This window comes from Paenibacillus sp. FSL R5-0914 (assembly GCF_038004525.1).
In the GTDB taxonomy this organism is placed as follows: domain Bacteria; phylum Bacillota; class Bacilli; order Paenibacillales; family Paenibacillaceae; genus Paenibacillus_AQ.
Map to the genome: position 1 here is coordinate 803,333 of NZ_JBBORH010000001.1, position 15,459 is coordinate 818,791.

Annotated in this window: 18 protein-coding genes, 1 tRNA gene and 2 riboswitches; of the genes, 8 read left to right on the top strand and 11 right to left on the bottom strand. The window is 42.8% G+C overall.

Going from position 1 to position 15,459, the window contains the following annotated elements; all coding sequences use genetic code 11:
- Nucleotides 1-159: 159 nt before the first annotated feature.
- Nucleotides 160-298: riboswitch (cyclic di-AMP (ydaO/yuaA leader) on the top strand.
- A 53-nt stretch (nucleotides 299-351) separates the two neighbouring features.
- From MKX60_RS03400 to MKX60_RS03415, 4 genes are all read left to right on the top strand, one after another.
- Complete coding sequence (locus MKX60_RS03400; RefSeq protein ID WP_042193080.1) at nucleotides 352-780, top strand: C40 family peptidase; 429 nt, start codon at nucleotides 352-354, stop codon at nucleotides 778-780.
- A 359-nt stretch (nucleotides 781-1,139) separates the two neighbouring features.
- A riboswitch (cyclic di-AMP (ydaO/yuaA leader) is annotated at nucleotides 1,140-1,281 on the top strand.
- A gap of 5 nt (nucleotides 1,282-1,286) precedes the next feature.
- Nucleotides 1,287-1,778 (top strand): C40 family peptidase, encoded by a 492-nt coding sequence (locus MKX60_RS03405; RefSeq protein ID WP_042183954.1) that lies wholly within the window; start codon nucleotides 1,287-1,289, stop codon nucleotides 1,776-1,778.
- Between the two features lie 257 nt (nucleotides 1,779-2,035).
- On the top strand, nucleotides 2,036-2,521 hold the full coding sequence (locus MKX60_RS03410) for a GNAT family N-acetyltransferase (RefSeq protein WP_076286894.1): 486 nt from the start codon (nucleotides 2,036-2,038) through the stop codon (nucleotides 2,519-2,521).
- A gap of 127 nt (nucleotides 2,522-2,648) precedes the next feature.
- Nucleotides 2,649-3,005, top strand: coding sequence for a c-type cytochrome (locus MKX60_RS03415; RefSeq protein WP_042183950.1), 357 nt, complete (start codon nucleotides 2,649-2,651; stop codon nucleotides 3,003-3,005).
- A 91-nt stretch (nucleotides 3,006-3,096) separates the two neighbouring features.
- Here MKX60_RS03415 and MKX60_RS03420 read toward each other — a convergent pair whose 3' ends face one another.
- Nucleotides 3,097-3,384, bottom strand: coding sequence for a 4a-hydroxytetrahydrobiopterin dehydratase (locus MKX60_RS03420; protein ID WP_149647696.1), 288 nt, complete (start codon nucleotides 3,382-3,384; stop codon nucleotides 3,097-3,099).
- 228 nt (nucleotides 3,385-3,612) lie between these two features.
- Nucleotides 3,613-3,906 carry a hypothetical protein gene (locus MKX60_RS03425; RefSeq protein ID WP_042131745.1) on the bottom strand — a complete coding sequence of 98 codons (294 nt, stop codon included), beginning with the start codon at nucleotides 3,904-3,906 and terminating at the stop codon, nucleotides 3,613-3,615.
- A gap of 206 nt (nucleotides 3,907-4,112) precedes the next feature.
- Here MKX60_RS03425 and motA point away from each other — a divergent pair, with 206 nt between their 5' ends.
- Nucleotides 4,113-4,916, top strand: coding sequence for a flagellar motor stator protein MotA (motA, locus tag MKX60_RS03430; RefSeq protein WP_076286892.1), 804 nt, complete (start codon nucleotides 4,113-4,115; stop codon nucleotides 4,914-4,916).
- Nucleotides 4,900-5,718, top strand: coding sequence for a flagellar motor protein MotB (gene motB, locus MKX60_RS03435; protein ID WP_042183946.1), 819 nt, complete (start codon nucleotides 4,900-4,902; stop codon nucleotides 5,716-5,718). The genes motA and motB overlap by 17 nt, the downstream gene beginning before the upstream one ends.
- A 99-nt stretch (nucleotides 5,719-5,817) precedes the next feature.
- Here the strand turns inward: motB and rluF are convergent, their stop codons facing one another.
- On the bottom strand, nucleotides 5,818-6,519 hold the full coding sequence (rluF, locus tag MKX60_RS03440; RefSeq protein ID WP_076286905.1) for a 23S rRNA pseudouridine(2604) synthase RluF: 702 nt from the start codon (nucleotides 6,517-6,519) through the stop codon (nucleotides 5,818-5,820).
- Nucleotides 6,509-8,836, bottom strand: a complete 2,328-nt coding sequence (locus tag MKX60_RS03445) for a sensor histidine kinase (RefSeq protein ID WP_149647697.1) — start codon at nucleotides 8,834-8,836, stop codon at nucleotides 6,509-6,511. Before MKX60_RS03445 ends, rluF begins: the two co-directional genes overlap by 11 nt.
- Nucleotides 8,837-9,278: 442 nt before the next feature.
- Here MKX60_RS03445 and tadA point away from each other — a divergent pair, with 442 nt between their 5' ends.
- Together tadA and MKX60_RS03455 are read left to right on the top strand one after the other, a co-directional pair.
- On the top strand, nucleotides 9,279-9,752 hold the full coding sequence (gene tadA / locus MKX60_RS03450; RefSeq protein WP_218641875.1) for a tRNA adenosine(34) deaminase TadA: 474 nt from the start codon (nucleotides 9,279-9,281) through the stop codon (nucleotides 9,750-9,752).
- 111 nt (nucleotides 9,753-9,863) lie between these two features.
- The gene (locus MKX60_RS03455; RefSeq protein WP_341059082.1) at nucleotides 9,864-10,433 is read left to right on the top strand and encodes a GNAT family N-acetyltransferase; all 570 of its coding nucleotides are present in this window, start codon (nucleotides 9,864-9,866) and stop codon (nucleotides 10,431-10,433) included.
- A 108-nt stretch (nucleotides 10,434-10,541) separates the two neighbouring features.
- Here the strand turns inward: MKX60_RS03455 and MKX60_RS03460 are convergent, their stop codons facing one another.
- From MKX60_RS03460 to pdxS, 7 genes are all read right to left on the bottom strand, one after another.
- Entirely contained in the window at nucleotides 10,542-11,633 is a 1,092-nt protein-coding gene (locus MKX60_RS03460) for a hypothetical protein (protein WP_076301053.1), read from the bottom strand.
- 102 nt (nucleotides 11,634-11,735) lie between these two features.
- The gene (locus MKX60_RS03465) at nucleotides 11,736-11,888 is read right to left on the bottom strand and encodes a small acid-soluble spore protein P (protein ID WP_042183936.1); all 153 of its coding nucleotides are present in this window, start codon (nucleotides 11,886-11,888) and stop codon (nucleotides 11,736-11,738) included.
- 12 nt (nucleotides 11,889-11,900) lie between these two features.
- Nucleotides 11,901-12,242: a hypothetical protein gene (locus tag MKX60_RS03470; protein WP_042183934.1), complete on the bottom strand. Its 342-nt coding sequence runs from the start codon at nucleotides 12,240-12,242 to the stop codon at nucleotides 11,901-11,903.
- 173 nt (nucleotides 12,243-12,415) lie between these two features.
- Nucleotides 12,416-12,504 (bottom strand) — tRNA-Ser (locus MKX60_RS03475).
- A gap of 68 nt (nucleotides 12,505-12,572) precedes the next feature.
- Nucleotides 12,573-13,859: a serine--tRNA ligase gene (gene serS / locus MKX60_RS03480; RefSeq protein ID WP_076301054.1), complete on the bottom strand. Its 1,287-nt coding sequence runs from the start codon at nucleotides 13,857-13,859 to the stop codon at nucleotides 12,573-12,575.
- A gap of 73 nt (nucleotides 13,860-13,932) precedes the next feature.
- On the bottom strand, nucleotides 13,933-14,529 hold the full coding sequence (gene pdxT, locus MKX60_RS03485; protein ID WP_076286886.1) for a pyridoxal 5'-phosphate synthase glutaminase subunit PdxT: 597 nt from the start codon (nucleotides 14,527-14,529) through the stop codon (nucleotides 13,933-13,935).
- Between the two features lie 19 nt (nucleotides 14,530-14,548).
- Nucleotides 14,549-15,430 carry a pyridoxal 5'-phosphate synthase lyase subunit PdxS gene (pdxS, locus tag MKX60_RS03490; RefSeq protein ID WP_042123186.1) on the bottom strand — a complete coding sequence of 294 codons (882 nt, stop codon included), beginning with the start codon at nucleotides 15,428-15,430 and terminating at the stop codon, nucleotides 14,549-14,551.
- Nucleotides 15,431-15,459 lie beyond the last annotated feature (29 nt).

Sequence of the window (15,459 nt, forward strand, 5' to 3'; positions counted from 1 at the left end):
GACTCTTTCGCGTTATAGACAAATTATGAGGATTTGCAAAATCGTAAAGACTTTGTTACAATAAGTCCTGTTCCATTGGTAACAAGTTTGTAATCATTTGAAACGATTTCTACATAACTTCATGTATTTGTCGTAGTCATGTCGATAAGTCACTATCTGGTGCATAAAACGCCGAATTCCTTGCACCGGGAAGTGGGGGAACCATATTTTGGGTGAATTGATCTCGCTTTGCAGTGATCATAGGGGAACCTTCTACCGAATCCTTAAGCTAACCTCACAGGCATTGGAAGGGGTACAATTTTTTTGAAGAATTTAAGAAAAGCATGCGTCGCTGCGGCGCTAGGACTTGTGATGGCGTTCTCTATTGGTGGAGGAAGTGCCTTTGCAGATTCTAAGATGGACAGTGTTATTTCAAAGACAATTGGAGTTGCCTATAAAACCGGAGGCACTAGCACTGCCGGGTTTGACTGTTCTGGATTTACTACGTATGTATTCAAGAAGGTGGGTCTTTCTTTGCCCCGTACTTCAAAAGCTCAATATAATGTCGGAACTCCTGTAGCCAAAAGCAAATTGCGTTCAGGTGACCTAGTTTTCTTTAACACATTGGGCAACGGCGTATCCCATGTCGGCATTTATGTTGGAAACGGAAAATTCGCACAATCATCATCTTCATATGGCGTGACCATCACTTCACTTAGCCAGTCCTACTGGGCCAATCGCTACGTTGGTGCTAAAAGAGTAATGAGTACTTCCTCATATCAAGCTATAGCCTACGATTAATACTTCCCCACAACTATAACCTCACAATTACATTATATAGACCTGGGTTTGATTATTCACTTAATCGAATCCAGGTTTTCTTTTGCCTTATTATATTCTTTACACCTCTAGAACGGACTTTAAACACTTTTATTTGATAAAAATTTCAATAAATATAAAAATTAGTTTAATATTATCGCTTACATATGCATTTTGTCTTTAAAAAAACGAATTTTTCTGCATGATTATGTTAAAAACGATTGCCAAGCGGCACTCTGTTTGTTACAATAACTGCAGTAAGATTTTAGTAACATTTTTGTAATCATTAAGTTGTTATTTACAAAGGTTTTGTCATGTATTGATTACAAGCTATTCCTAATCAACAGTATCAGCCGAGTTTCCTAACTATTAGGAAAACGGGGGAACCAACTTTGGGTGAATTGACCTCCATTTTTAGAGGGGTCATAGGGGACCTTCAACCGAACCCTTAAGCTAACCTCGTAGGCATCCGGAAGGGGTATAAACTTTTGAAGAAGAAGCTAGCAGCAGCAGTACTTAGCTTTTCCATTATTTTCACCATCGGAGCAGGAAGCGCTTTCGCGGATTCCAAAATGGATAAAGTGATCGACAAGACCATCGGAACTAAGTACGTATCCGGCGGCATCTCCACAAATGGATTTGATTGCTCCGGATTTACAATGTATGTATTTGATAAAATTGGTATAAACCTACCACACCAATCAGGTTCCCAGTATCAAATGGGTACTGCTATCTCCCAAGATGATTTAAGATCTGGAGATCTTGTATTCTTCAATACAAGTGGTAAGGGTGTCTCCCATGTCGGTATTTATGTCGGTGAAGGCAAGTTTGCACACGCATCTTCCTCACGCGGTGTAACGATTAGCTCCCTGAGTGATAGCTACTACGTGAAACGCTACATCGGTGCTAAACGAATTATGAGCACAGATGCTTATCATTCTGTTGCTTCTGAGACAGAAGATAATGATGATGTTCAATAAGTAAATCGTACATAGGCTCTTTTCCAAGATGTTGATTCTTGGGGAAGAGCTTGTTTTTTGTCTTATTTAGTATTTACCCCTCTCAGAATTTGTAAAACAATAATCTTCATAAATTTCTGAGTCGACCATGCCTCTTTTTGTATATAATTAGTTACAAGCATAAACGCCTTCGATGTCCTTATAAGGACCATAAGTATTTTAAGCTAGAAATATAAGACATTTTAAGTCCCCCCCCGTGAAAGGAGGTCCTTGACCTTATGATAAATCCCTCTGTTACTTTTCATGTAGCGCCTATGGAGACCAGTCACGCGGAAGAGATTTGCAACTGGGATTACACTGCCCCTTATAATATTTACGGCTGGATGCCGTGGGAGCAAATGCAGGCTCTTGGAATCGAGTTCGGTGACCCGCAGCTACGGAATGAGCAATATGTCTCCATATTAAATGGGCAAGGGATTTTGTGTGGATTCGCGCAGTTGTTTCCAATGGAAGGTGTTGTTCGCTTGGGGATTGGTATGCGCCCTGATCTATGCGGTCAAGGTCTAGGAAAAATATTCATGGATGCAATCGTGCAAGCAGCCTTGCTTCGTTATCCTGAGCGTGAGATTGATCTAGAGGTATTGACCTGGAACCAGCGGGCGATCCGAACTTACCAAAAGTGTGGATTTACGATTACCGATACGTATGAACGCCTAACCCCCACAGGAAACAAACCTTTTTATTGCATGGTCTATGATAAATAATATTAAATTCCATATTTTTCAATGATTTGATGGCATTATCGTTCATTTTTTTGTCACAAACCCTATGATAACGCTTCACCTTGAGCTATAATGTAGGGAGCAGCTTACATAGAAGGGACGAACTGGGATGCAGAAATGGATCATGAGCGGTTTGTTTTTTGCCGCCTGTGCCTTTGCGGTAGTACTTATGTTTACACTTCCAGGTAAAGAAGAGGTAGCTGAACAGAATAAGCCGACGATGCCGGAAGTCCAATTGGATGCGGCAAAGGCCGAAGCAACCGTGAAAGCCAGCTGTATCACCTGTCACGGCGATCAGCTTCAAGGTGGAGTTGGACCCAGTCTTCAAAATGAAGGCGGTCAGCATGATGCTGAAGAAATCTACAGTATCGTCACTAAAGGACGAGGTCAAATGCCTTCCTTTAAAGAAAAGCTAGCCCCTGAGGAGATTGCAAACGTCGCCCTCTGGCTCTCAGAGAAAAAGTAACAGTAACTACTACCTAAGCAACTAAAAACGCCCGTGCCAGAAGATAGTTCACTATCTGCGCACGGGCGTTTATTTATGAGTTTAGGTGACACTAACGATTTTTCTCAAAGGCTTCATTAAATTCATGTGCCTCTCGAATATCTAGAGCTGTAATACCGTCTTCCTCATTTGATTTCAGTCGTAAAGTCACTATCTTATAATCAATCGTAATATGTGGATGGTGATCAAAGGCTTCTGAAATGGTGGCTACTTCATCAACGAAAGCAATACCCTTCATATATTGGCTGAACATATATTTTCGCACCATGGTATTCTCTTCCAGCTTCCAACCTTCCAGCTTGCTGATCTGCTCACGCAGTTCTTCTTCGGTAAATAACAATTCGTTTCCTCCCTTACTAAAAATTGCAGTAAAATCCGCAGGTCCCTTTACTCGTCTTATTCGTTAAACAAAACATCCCTTAGCTTCTGAGGTCCAAGGGATGTGCCAGGATAAAGGCAATATTTTCGATTAAATGTATTCAAGAATCCCAGCGATTATAACTCGGCTACACCAATTTTAACACGGGCTACTAACTACGGGCAAATTACGCCCCGCCGCCGCCTCTTCTTAAATCAAAACAACAGAGGCTAAATCCTCTTCTCCGACTAAAATATTAATGCGGTGAGTGTCCTTATCGTAGATGATAACGCCGCTCCCCACCTCAATCATAGGTTCATTACCCAGCGCGAAGAAAAGATCCTCAGCCAGTGCCTCCCATACCTCCATCTTGGATTCCTGCGGCAATTCTTGCCACTCTTCCGGATCCATTTCAAAAAATAAGTACCCATCGGAAATTCTTCCGACAGCCTCAGTCAAATCCGTTAGGATTTCACCGTAATCTCTACCATGCTTTACACCCACATGTATCACTCCGTTTTCTCCACAGATGAATAATTACTTACCTTATCCATTATAGCCGAAAAAATGACTTCACAAAAAACGGAATGATGTCGATAAATAAGAATATACGTTATTCGGTTTCGAACAGAGTGCCTTGCCGCTGTTTCAAGGATGATATACGCGGCTTTGTCGGAACACATCTTAAAATCTCATGGACGAGGTGCATAATGGAAATTTCAACAATACTTGGTTTAATTTTTGGTCTAGTTGCAGTTATTTGGGGTATGATCCTCAAGCACGCTCCTCTTCACGCTTTAGCCACACCTGCTGCTTACGTTATTATCTTAGTGGGTACGGCAGCTTCCATCTTTATGGCCTTTCCGTTCTCGGAGGTCAAGAAGATTCCAAGTCTGTTTAAAATGATTTTTGTCAAAAAGAAATTAATCAGTAAATCCGAATTAATTACTATGTTCATGGAGTGGGCTTCTATTACACGGCGTGAAGGTCTGCTGGCTCTTGAGTCGAAAGTCGATGAAATAGAAGATAACTTCCTCAGAAATGGCATGCGGATGATTATTGATGGAAATGATCAGGATTTTGTCCGCGATGTTCTCATGGAGGACATCCACGCCACAGAGGATAGACATAAAGCAGGCGCACTCATTTTCTCACAAGCAGGTATGTATGCTCCTACACTTGGCGTACTCGGGGCCGTTATCGGACTTATAGCCGCTCTGGCTGATATGAGTGATATGAACAAATTGGCTGCAGCAATCGGGGCTGCCTTCATCGCAACACTACTCGGTATCTTTACAGGTTACGTATTATGGCATCCTATTGCCAATAAGCTAAAACGACTTTCCAAACGTGAAATTGAAGTTCGAATGATGATGGTCGAAGGTCTTTTGTCCATACAATCCGGTGTATCCACTATTGCCATCAATCAGAAGCTTGCTGTCTTCCTGACACCTTCGGAACGAGCTAAGTTAAATGATGAGAAGGAGAGTGGATCGGGTGAGCAAAAAGACTAGACGACACGAAGAGCATGAAGAACACGCCGATGAATCGTGGCTACTGCCTTATTCTGATCTTATGACCCTTCTGGTAGCCTTGTTCATCGTAATGTATTCTATGAGTGCAACGGATGCCAAAAAATTCGAAGAGATGAGTCAAGCCTTCAGTTCTGCTCTTAATGGCGGTACAGGTGTTCTTGAAGAGCGGGCGGCAATGCCATCTAAGAGTCAAGAGGATTTAGGAAAAAATGATCAAATGGATAAATCAGTAACCAAGAAAAATGAACAAACAGAAATGGCTAAGCTGCGGCAAAAGGAACAAGAGGATTTAGAGAAGCTTAAGAAGCAGTTTGATCAATATATCAGCAAGAACGGCCTTACCGATCTACTCAGTACTAAGCTCAATCAATCCCAGCTTATGATTACGATAAGTGATAACGCGTTGTTCGCATCCGGACAGGCAGTAGTTAAAGATGATTCTCGACAATTAGCAAAGTCCATCTCAACCATGCTGCAGCAATTCCCGGATTATGATGTAGTCGTGCAAGGACATACCGATAATATCCCTATCTCTAATAGCGACTATTCTTCCAACTGGGACCTGAGCGCCGATCGCGCCCTTCAGTTCATGAAGATTTTGCTAACAAATACGAACCTGAATCCACGGAAATTTAGTGCGATTGGATACGGGGAATACCACCCCATTTCTGAAAATACTACAGCTGTTGGACGAAGTAAGAACCGCCGGGTTGAAGTATCCATTATTCGTAAATATCAAGAAACCAAAGAGTTCTCAGGTATTGCTCCTTCCGATGAATAATGGTTATCCTATTACAAGCATAAAGAGCTGTCCCAAGGTCTTAGACCGATGGAACAGCTCTTTTTTGATACATTGTATTCAAATCTAGGCTCTTCTAGGTTATAGAAGTTCGTAGTTCAGTGTAGCTCCAAGTTCTTGCTTCTCTTCAGCAGACAGCTCACGCCATTCTCCTGTTTGTAATGCCCCTAGACGAATATTCATAATCCGAATGCGTTGAAGCTTTCTAACCTCGTAGCCAAAAGCGCTGCACATACGACGGATCTGACGATTCTTACCTTCCGTCAAAATAATACGGAATACACGCTCTGTAATACGAGTGACCTCACAAGGTAGCGTCTTCTCACCTAATATCTTTACGCCGCTGGACATCCCGGTAATAAATGATGGCGTAATCGGTCTGTCTACAGTAACAACATACTCTTTTTCATGCCGACCTTCGGACCGTAAAATCTTGTTAACGATGTCCCCATCGTTGGTAAGCAAAATCAATCCTTCTGAATCCTTATCGAGTCGCCCAATCGGGAAGATTCGCTCATGATGACCTACAAAATCAACAATATTCCCCTTAATATGCTGCTCTGTAGTTGAAGTGATACCCACTGGCTTGTTTAACGCAATGTAAACCGTCTGGCTTGATGTTTCAAGTGCAACACCATCTATTCTTACATCATCGCCTGGAACGGCCTGACTGCCAAGCACAGCAGGTTGTCCGTTGATCGTAACTCTACCACCTTCCACCAGCTTATCTGCTTCACGGCGTGAACAGTACCCTGTCTCACTGATGAATTTATTAATTCTCACGTTGTCCTTCACTCCGTTCATCCTTAATATTAAGCCAAGGGGTATCCGTACCAGCTGCAGGCAGCTTGATCATAACAGTTGTCCCTTGACCCACTTCACTTTGTATTTCCAAATGACCCTTATGAGCCTGAATAATACGTTGGCTAATCATTAGCCCTAAGCCTGTTCCCGACTCCTTATTGGTGAAGAAGGGCTCACCCAGCTTAGGCAGCATATCCTTAGGGATTCCTTCGCCTTGATCTGAAATAAGAATGAAGACAGAATCCAAGGTATTTCTTAACTCCATTGAAATCACACCACCATCAGGCATAGCTTCAATAGCATTTTTGACGATGTTAATAAACACCTGCTTTAGCTGGTTCACTTCACAATGTACGGTGGATGGATATTCAGAGAATGTCGCACTAAACTGAATCCCAAACAAATGAGCTTGACTGTCTAATAGAGAAACCACATCACCAAGGATATCCCGCACATCTTTTTCCTGGAAATGAACAGCTTGAGGCTTGGCCAAAATCAAAAATTCACTTACGATCAGATTAATCCGCTCGAGCTCGGACAACATCAGTTCAATATGGAGGGGGACCAAAATCTGCTTTTCTTGTTGAAGCTGCAGAAATCCTTTTAGCGTCGTAAGAGGATTACGAATCTCATGAGCTACTCCCGCGGCTAATTGGCCAACTGTAGTCAGCTTCTCAGAGCGTCTAAGCAGTTCCTCCATTCGGTTACGTTCTGTCATATCACGTGAGACGTGAATAAAGGAATGTGGATACCCGTCTTCATCACGAATCACTGAGGTACTAACACTAACTTCAACAATTGTTCCATCACGTTTAAGTCTTACCGTTTCAATTGGTGGTAGAACGGCACCACTCTTTAACGCATCAAGCCGCTCTTCCTCCTGCTTAAGCGCTGTCGCAGGCACAAGGTAAGGCTTATTCCCTAGCACCTCTTTGGCACTCCATCCATACAGCTCTTCGAAGGCTCTGTTCGTACTAGTAATTCGGCCGTCCATATCGATGGTATGTATCGCATCAGAGGTTCCATTAATGACCGATTCCAAATGCTCCTTAACCGCTCGGTTCTCTTCCAGTGTCTGTTTGAGTCGATTAGTGCGCTGCATGAGATGAGCCGTCATAGCGTTGATTCGTAGTGCCAGTTGCCCTAACTCATCCCGGCTAGTTACCTTAAGTGGAGGCTCGAATTTCCCTTTGGCTACATCGTTTACTTTGGCAAGTATCGCCTGAATAGGACGAGTAACAAATCCAGACAGTATGTAACTACATAACAAGAATAATGTAAGTAATAACAGTGAAGTTGTCAGATTATTAATTAATTGTTCGTGAACCACAGATGAAATCACGGAGTAATCCAAAACGACTCCAATCACATAAGCTTTCAGTCCAGGAGATTGGATAGGGATGAAGCTTTTGAGCACTCTTTTTCCAAGCACTTTCGTCTCCAGTGTAACCGGCTTCTGCTTCTCCTGAGCCAATAGAATCGCTGTTCTATCCTGCTCCACATTACCATAAGTATAGGTGCCGTACTTAATGGGACGGTTACCAAGATTCTTATTCAATGTGTCAGTTCCATCAGCCTTCATACTTGCTGAACCAAATGTTACTGGGTTAAATCCTGTGAGTTCTAAGATCCCTGGATTAGCTTCTTTAGTCTGCGCTGCGATTTGATCGGGATTGGTAATCTTGACATAGTCGCTGGCTGCAGTATTGAGAATAACAGGATTTATGATGTAGTTGCTCTCTTCATCATGGTAATATCCCCACTTTTCAATGAAATCGAGATTGTAGGTTGAATAATCAAAAGGGCCTGACCAAAAATGGTCCATGGCCTGCCCCTGACCCACGGATACCTCCTGATTATCGAACAACTCCAAAAAGGCCAGATACCAGTACCCCCAGTCCTTTGTGGACACCCCAATATCACTAGGTAGCGAAGACCTCGCTATTACAATATCGTTATCAGTCTTTACCAGAATTGAAATATTAGACACGCCCACCTTGGAAGTTAGGGCCTTAAGTTCTTCATTCGTCACATTCCTATAGTCGGGGTCCAGCTCCTCGGAGGCAAAGATAGCCGCCATCCTTAAATTATGCGCAATTTGATATTCTACATAGTTAGAGCTATAGTTACTTTGTTCTACAGAAACGGCCATTTGCATAGCGGTTAGTTGCATATTATTAATACTTTCATTCCGTAGATTATTTTGGGCGGCATAAAGGTTAAATGTCAGGTTCAGTGCTAAAATTAGCAACACCGCCCCAAAAATAATAGCAGATAGTTTTGTCTTTATGGACAAACTGTTTGTTCACCTCTTATCCACTGGTAAATCCTTGCGGGGCCTACAATAAACATCATACCTTTTGCCCTCACATTTGAAAAGACATTTCAATGTAGCGTTCCAATTCAAGAAATATTGAAATTCAAAAGGTCTTTCTCTACAATATACAAGTATAAATGCCTTCGGCGTCCTTATACGGACGGGGAGCATTTAAGCGCGAAATATAAGGACAAAGTATAGCGTGAAACTTATACTTTCTTATATTTTATGAAACCATCCACAGCTTATGCACATATAAACATTTTATTATAAAACGATGTGTACAAAAATGTGTATAAGTAGGCGGTTATCCACAGAGTTATGCACATTTTGTTAAGAACGAATATTTGTTCGTTGTACAATGGATATAAAGGAAGGGAAGATGATCTTGAATATTAAAGCAGGTGAATCGCTAGATGATATGCGAGCGGTTCATGAACACTGGATGAGGCAGGCGATAGCAGAAGCCCGCAAGGCTGAAGCATTAGGGGAGGTTCCCATTGGGGCGGTCATCGTACGGCATGGTGAAATTATCGGACGTGGATACAATTTAAGAGAAACTACAATGGATTCTACAGCTCATGCAGAAATGGTTGCCATTCGTGAGGCCAGCAATGTCATGAACTCATGGCGACTGCTGGATTGCCAGCTGTATGTTACTTTAGAGCCTTGTCCTATGTGTGCGGGAGCGATTGTACAATCAAGAGTACCCCTCACTGTATATGGCACTCCTGATCCTAAGGCTGGATGTGCTGGGACCCTCATGAATTTGCTTGAAGAACCGCGTTTTAACCATCGCACCGAAGTGATTCAGGGGATTTTACAAGAAGAATGTGCAGACCTACTGACCTCATTCTTTCGTCGTTTACGTCAAAAACCATCGAAACAAGCATAAACGCCTTCGGCGTCCTTATAAAGACGGTAAGCGTTTAAGCGAGAAATATAAAACATAAAGTATAGGTGCTAAACTTATACTTTCTTATATTTAAAAAAGGAGAGACCTGAAATGACCCTTACTTTATATCATACCTCACATGGTATCTATATTTCTCCTCTAGAGCTAAAGGATACAGAGAAATTACTGGAGCTGCGTTTGAATAATCGGTTAACACATGAACCATTTGAACCAAAACGCGATGAGCAATTCTACACTTTGGAGAGTCAACAACGGATCATCAAACAGCGTCTGGTGGATGCTCAGGAGGACAAAGCCTATATGTTCGGTGTCTATCTGCTTGATGGACAACTAATAGGTCAAATCACGCTATCTAATGTCTCAAGAGGTGTAGCTCAGTATGCTGATTTAGGCTATTTAATGGATCATCGGATGCAGGCAAAAGGTTACATGACTGCTGCGGTCGGATTAGTTCTCGGCTACGCTTTTCGAGCCTTAGGTCTTCATAGGATTCAAGCAGCCATCTTATTGCATAACGAGGCTTCTCGGAGGGTGCTGGAGAAGAGCGGATTTAAACCTGAAGGTATCGCCCGCCGGTATCTCAAAATAAACGGCCAGTGGCAGGATCATCAAACCTATGCAATATTAGCCGAAGATATGCTGCCGGATGAACACAAATAACTTTCTACTGACTCGTTCAGGATTAAAAATCTTATTCTTCTAATAAAAAAAGACCCGCATGGGCGTATATCATACGCAACATGCGGGTCTTTCTCTCGTAACTTCTTATTAATAAGTCCCCAAGCTACCGAATTGCTCCTCTAGTTGATCCATTGTAATTACATCATCGCCCTGAGGAATGCCAATCTTGAACTCTGGCTTCTCGTTAATCTTGCCATATTGACCTGTTCCGTTTACAGAGAAGGCTACGTTCGTGCCATCTTCCGGATCATTTACTTTAATGTCCATCAATAAATCCTGATACACAGGGAATCCGTCTTTATTGATCGCTGTATTGTAGTGGAACTGATTAATTGTAAGATACTTATCAAGATCCGCCAAACTCTTATCGAATTCAGTTCTAGTTTCACTTGATGTGATCTCTTCTTTAGCCTTAGCCAGATCAGCATCATTAATCTGCAGCATATCCTTGTATTCTTCCTTGCTCACAATATCAATGATTTTAGGCAGGGCATTATTCACAAAGATGGTGATTGCTTCTTTAACATTATCGTTTGTCACTTGGAACTGAACGACTTGTTTAGCTTCAACACCTTCTGGTAAATTTGCTTCCTTTGGACTAAGCTCTTTGAAATACTTACCTTCATCATATTCAGCTAGTACAGTGTCCATCACTTCATTAGAGAACTTTTGCATTTTCTGCGTATCCAGAGAGCTTGGATTAAACTCAGCACCCTCTTGCTCTGCCAACGCCTTCAGATCCACCTCTACAAACTTGTTAACGATTGTCTCCGGAATCGGGAAGAACGGAATCGATGGAATCTTAACATACAACTTCTCAGTGGTCATCACCATAGGGACATTGAAGCTCATGCTCATATCGCCCTTGAGATTCAGAACCATAGTTAGCTCTGTCTGCATTGGATCAGCCTGATAAACCCCGTCGACGGTAATATCAGCATTCTTGAGCATGCTGAGTACCTGTGTGGTCATTGCAGCAGATTCAGCATCAGCAGTCTCGATGGTTAGATCATTGATCGAGAATTTACTCTTCATCTCATATGAAGACATCGTAGTCGCTTTTGACGCGGCTGATTTTAAGGCCTCTTTTGGCGCCTCCTGTTTACTTGCACATCCTGGCAGAATTACTGCTGCTGTAAGCAACAGTGCCGCGGCCGATAAGCCCCATTTTTTGTTCATTATTTTTCTCCTCTCCCATGTAAAAAAAATCTCCCCCACTTATCATAAACTATTTGTAAAAATCAAGAAACACTTCTTTATAATTCTTATTGTTTTTATTTGTTATCCTTGCGGATTATGATGGTCTACATGATTAGCCTGCTTCACCTTTTTAGAGCCAGAAAGTGGTTCTGGTGCAGAAGAATTATGCTCCTTTCTACGCTGGCCATCGTTGGGCTGTGCCCCTGGAACTGGAATACTTTTTGGCTTTGACATTGTTCATTCCTCCTAAGGATTAGTTATATTCTGTAGAGCCTGAGCACATTCGTGAATTTGCCGTGAATACTGCTGTGCTAATAGCTGTACTGCATCACTATGCTCATCAATATGAATTCCACTCTGCTCCACATCAAGCAGATCAACAGCGACCTCCCTGCTATCTACATACCTGCAACGAAAATCAAGTGAGTACCCTTGACGTCCTGCTGCATTAAAATGAATAAGCAGACTATTCGGATCACCATCATCCGCTAGTACATTGAAACTGTCCCCATCCTCCATTAACGCAGGCAGGCGTTCTTGCCAGGCCGAGACAAGATTATGCTGATCTACTTCCAATTGTCTGTCCATAATTATGATCATCCTCCTTCTCTAATACATTGCGGAGAAATCAATCTTTTTATTCTCAATGGAACTAGGTTCATCAAACAATAACTAAAACTGTACCAGTTCAAGCACAACAAAAAAACCGCCTCCAAAGGAGACGGTTTCTATCTGCTTATTTCTTAAAGTTCATAAAGGAATGGCGGAGAGGATGGGATTCGAACCCATGTGGGCTTGCACCCTAACGGTTTTCAAGACCGCCCCGTTATGACCGCTTCGGTACCTCTCCAAATGCATATAAATTTCACATGCATTAGTAATTGTACCATATGGTGCGAAGAAAAAGCAACTATTTTCTTAAATAGTTTTAGGTTGGATCGATTTTACATTGCGCATATACGGTTGTAGACATTCCGGAATCAGAACACTACCATCCTCTTGCTGATAATTCTCAAGAATTGCTGCAACAGTACGCCCAACAGCCAAAGCCGATCCGTTCAGTGTATGAACAAATTCAGGTTTGGATTTCGGATCTTTACGGAAACGAATATTTGCCCGACGCGCTTGGAAGTCCTCCGTATTTGAGCAAGAAGAGATCTCACGGTACATTCCACTCTCAGGCAGCCATACTTCCAAATCGTACGTCTTAGCCGATGTAAAGCCCATATCAGCTGTACATAGCCCAAGTACGCGATATGGCAATCCAAGAAGCTGCAGCACACGCTCAGCATCTGCTGTCATTTTTTCTAACTCCTCATAAGAGGATTCAGGTGTAGTAAGCTTCACCAGCTCTACCTTGTTGAATTGATGCTGACGGATCAGACCGCGAGTATCACGGCCAGCTGAACCCGCCTCAGAACGGAAACAAGAGCTGTATGCTACATGATACTTAGGTAGATCTGCTGCTGTCAAAATCTCTTCGCGATAGTAGTTGGTCACAGGTACTTCCGCTGTAGGAATCAAATAGTATTCAGTGTCACGTAACTTAAACAGATCTTCCTCAAACTTAGGAAGTTGCCCCGTTCCGTACAAGCTGTCTTTATTCACAATGTAAGGCGGCAGCATTTCTTCATAGTTATGCTCACCACTGTGCAGATCCATCATAAAGTTTATAAGCGCCCGCTCTAAACGTGCTCCCAGTCCTTTATAAAAAACAAACCGAGATCCCGTAACCTTCGCTGCAGCTTCAAAATCAATAATATCGAGCTGCTGCGCAAGCTCCCAATGTGATTTCGGAGTAAATCCGAATTCTTTTGGCTCCGACCAGCGACGCAATTCAACGTTATCATCCTCAGATTTACCAACTGGAACTGAATCATGAGGAATATTCGGAATACTCATAGTAAGTTCAGCAATCTGAACTTCCAATTCACGCACTTCGTCATCAAGCTCTTTAATTCGGTCAGATACCGTACGCATTTCTGCAATTAGGTCATCTGCTGGCTCACCATTCTTCTTCTTCTTCGCTACTTCACCAGAAACCGTATTACGACGGTTCTTAAGACCTTCTGTTTCTTGCAGTAATTCACGTCTGCGTAGATCAAGTTGTGGAAAATCAGCAATTAAATCCAGTGATTTACCCCGTTTCTCTAAGGCTTGTTCAACTCGAGCGTAATCACTGCGTAATACTTTTACGTCTAACACAAAGTTTCCCTCCTGAAAACAGCCTAAACTCTTTCAAATTGCTGCTTACAGCTTTGAAAGAGTCAGGATGTTCTTATATGCGATTCTGTTGTTGCACTTGCCTAGTAGCCTCTACCATATCAGCAAAATATTGATGCAGTCTGAAATCATCGGTCAATTCTGGATGAAAAGAAGACACCAGCAGGTTACCCTCCCGTGCAGTTACAATCTCATCATTATAGACTGTAAGCACTTCTACACCGGGGCCTACCTCGTTGATAAGCGGTGCACGTATAAAAACAGCACGAACCGGCTCATCAATTCCTTTAACCTCCAGATCACATTCAAAGCTTTCCCGTTGACGACCGAATGCATTCCGAGCCACCGTAATATCCATTAGCTCCAAATGCCCTGGTTCGCCGCCGGCAATTTGTTTGGCCAGAACAATCATACCCGCGCATGTTCCAAAAATCGGCTTGCCCTGATTGGAGAAATCACGTATGGCTTCGATGAAGCCATATTTTCGCATCAGTTTACCGATCGTTGTACTCTCACCACCAGGAATAATTAGGCCATCAACCTCCTCAAGCTGCTCTACTCGCTTGATAGGTACGCCCACTGCTCCGGTCTTCTCTATACTAACAATATGCTCCGTAACTGCGCCTTGAAGCGCCAGCACTCCTATTTTCATCCGGGCAACCTTCTCTCTATTAACGGCCACGCTCCGACATACGTTCAGCCGGGGTTAGAGTTGCAATATCAATCCCCTTCATTGGTGCGCCAAGGTTCTTAGATACTTCTGCAATCAGTTTGTAATCAGTATAGTGTGTAGTGGCTTCAACGATCGCACGGGCAAATTTCTCAGGGTTGTCCGATTTAAAAATACCTGAGCCTACAAACACACCATCCGCACCTAGATGCATCATCAGGGCAGCATCGGCAGGAGTTGCTACACCGCCAGCAGCAAAGTTAACAACCGGCAGCTTACCAAGCTCATGCACTTCAAGCAGTAGCTCGTAAGGAACTCCCAGGTTCTTAGCTTCATTATATAGCTCATCCTTGGACAAATTAGTTACTTTGCGGATTTGACTATTGATAAAGCGCATATGACGCACTGCTTCAACAATATTTCCTGTTCCTGGTTCACCTTTCGTACGGATCATGGATGCACCTTCGTTAATACGTCTCAAGGCTTCACCCAAGTCTTTAGCTCCACATACGAACGGAACAGTGAACTCACGTTTATTAATATGGAAAACTTCATCAGCAGGAGTAAGAACTTCACTCTCATCCAAATAGTCGACACCCAAGGATTCCAGAACCTTTGCTTCTACGTAATGGCCAATACGAGCCTTAGCCATAACAGGGATACTTACCACTTTGATAACTTCTTCTACAATTGTAGGATCGGCCATCCGTGCTACACCGCCAGCTGCGCGAATATCAGAAGGCACGCGTTCCAATGCCATAACAGCTACTGCACCCGCAGCCTCAGCAATTTTTGCTTGTTCTGCATTCATGACGTCCATAATGACGCCGCCTTTTTGCATTTCTGCCATGCCTCTTTTAACTCGCGATGTTCCAGTTTCCATGTCCTAGCCCCCCGAATGATCTATCTTAA

Coding starts and splice junctions, on each gene's coding strand:
- MKX60_RS03400 (WP_042193080.1), top strand. CDS start 352: ATGGCGTTCTCTATTGGTGGAGGAAGTGCCTTTGCAGATTCTAAGATG.
- MKX60_RS03410 (WP_076286894.1), top strand. CDS start 2,036: ATGATAAATCCCTCTGTTACTTTTCATGTAGCGCCTATGGAGACCAGT.
- MKX60_RS03415 (WP_042183950.1), top strand. CDS start 2,649: ATGCAGAAATGGATCATGAGCGGTTTGTTTTTTGCCGCCTGTGCCTTT.
- motA (WP_076286892.1), top strand. CDS start 4,113: ATGGAAATTTCAACAATACTTGGTTTAATTTTTGGTCTAGTTGCAGTT.
- tadA (WP_218641875.1), top strand. CDS start 9,279: ATGCGAGCGGTTCATGAACACTGGATGAGGCAGGCGATAGCAGAAGCC.
- MKX60_RS03455 (WP_341059082.1), top strand. CDS start 9,864: ATGACCCTTACTTTATATCATACCTCACATGGTATCTATATTTCTCCT.
- MKX60_RS03460 (WP_076301053.1), bottom strand. CDS start 11,633: ATGAACAAAAAATGGGGCTTATCGGCCGCGGCACTGTTGCTTACAGCA.
- MKX60_RS03465 (WP_042183936.1), bottom strand. CDS start 11,888: ATGTCAAAGCCAAAAAGTATTCCAGTTCCAGGGGCACAGCCCAACGAT.
- MKX60_RS03470 (WP_042183934.1), bottom strand. CDS start 12,242: ATGGACAGACAATTGGAAGTAGATCAGCATAATCTTGTCTCGGCCTGG.
- pdxT (WP_076286886.1), bottom strand. CDS start 14,529: ATGAAAATAGGAGTGCTGGCGCTTCAAGGCGCAGTTACGGAGCATATT.
- pdxS (WP_042123186.1), bottom strand. CDS start 15,430: ATGGAAACTGGAACATCGCGAGTTAAAAGAGGCATGGCAGAAATGCAA.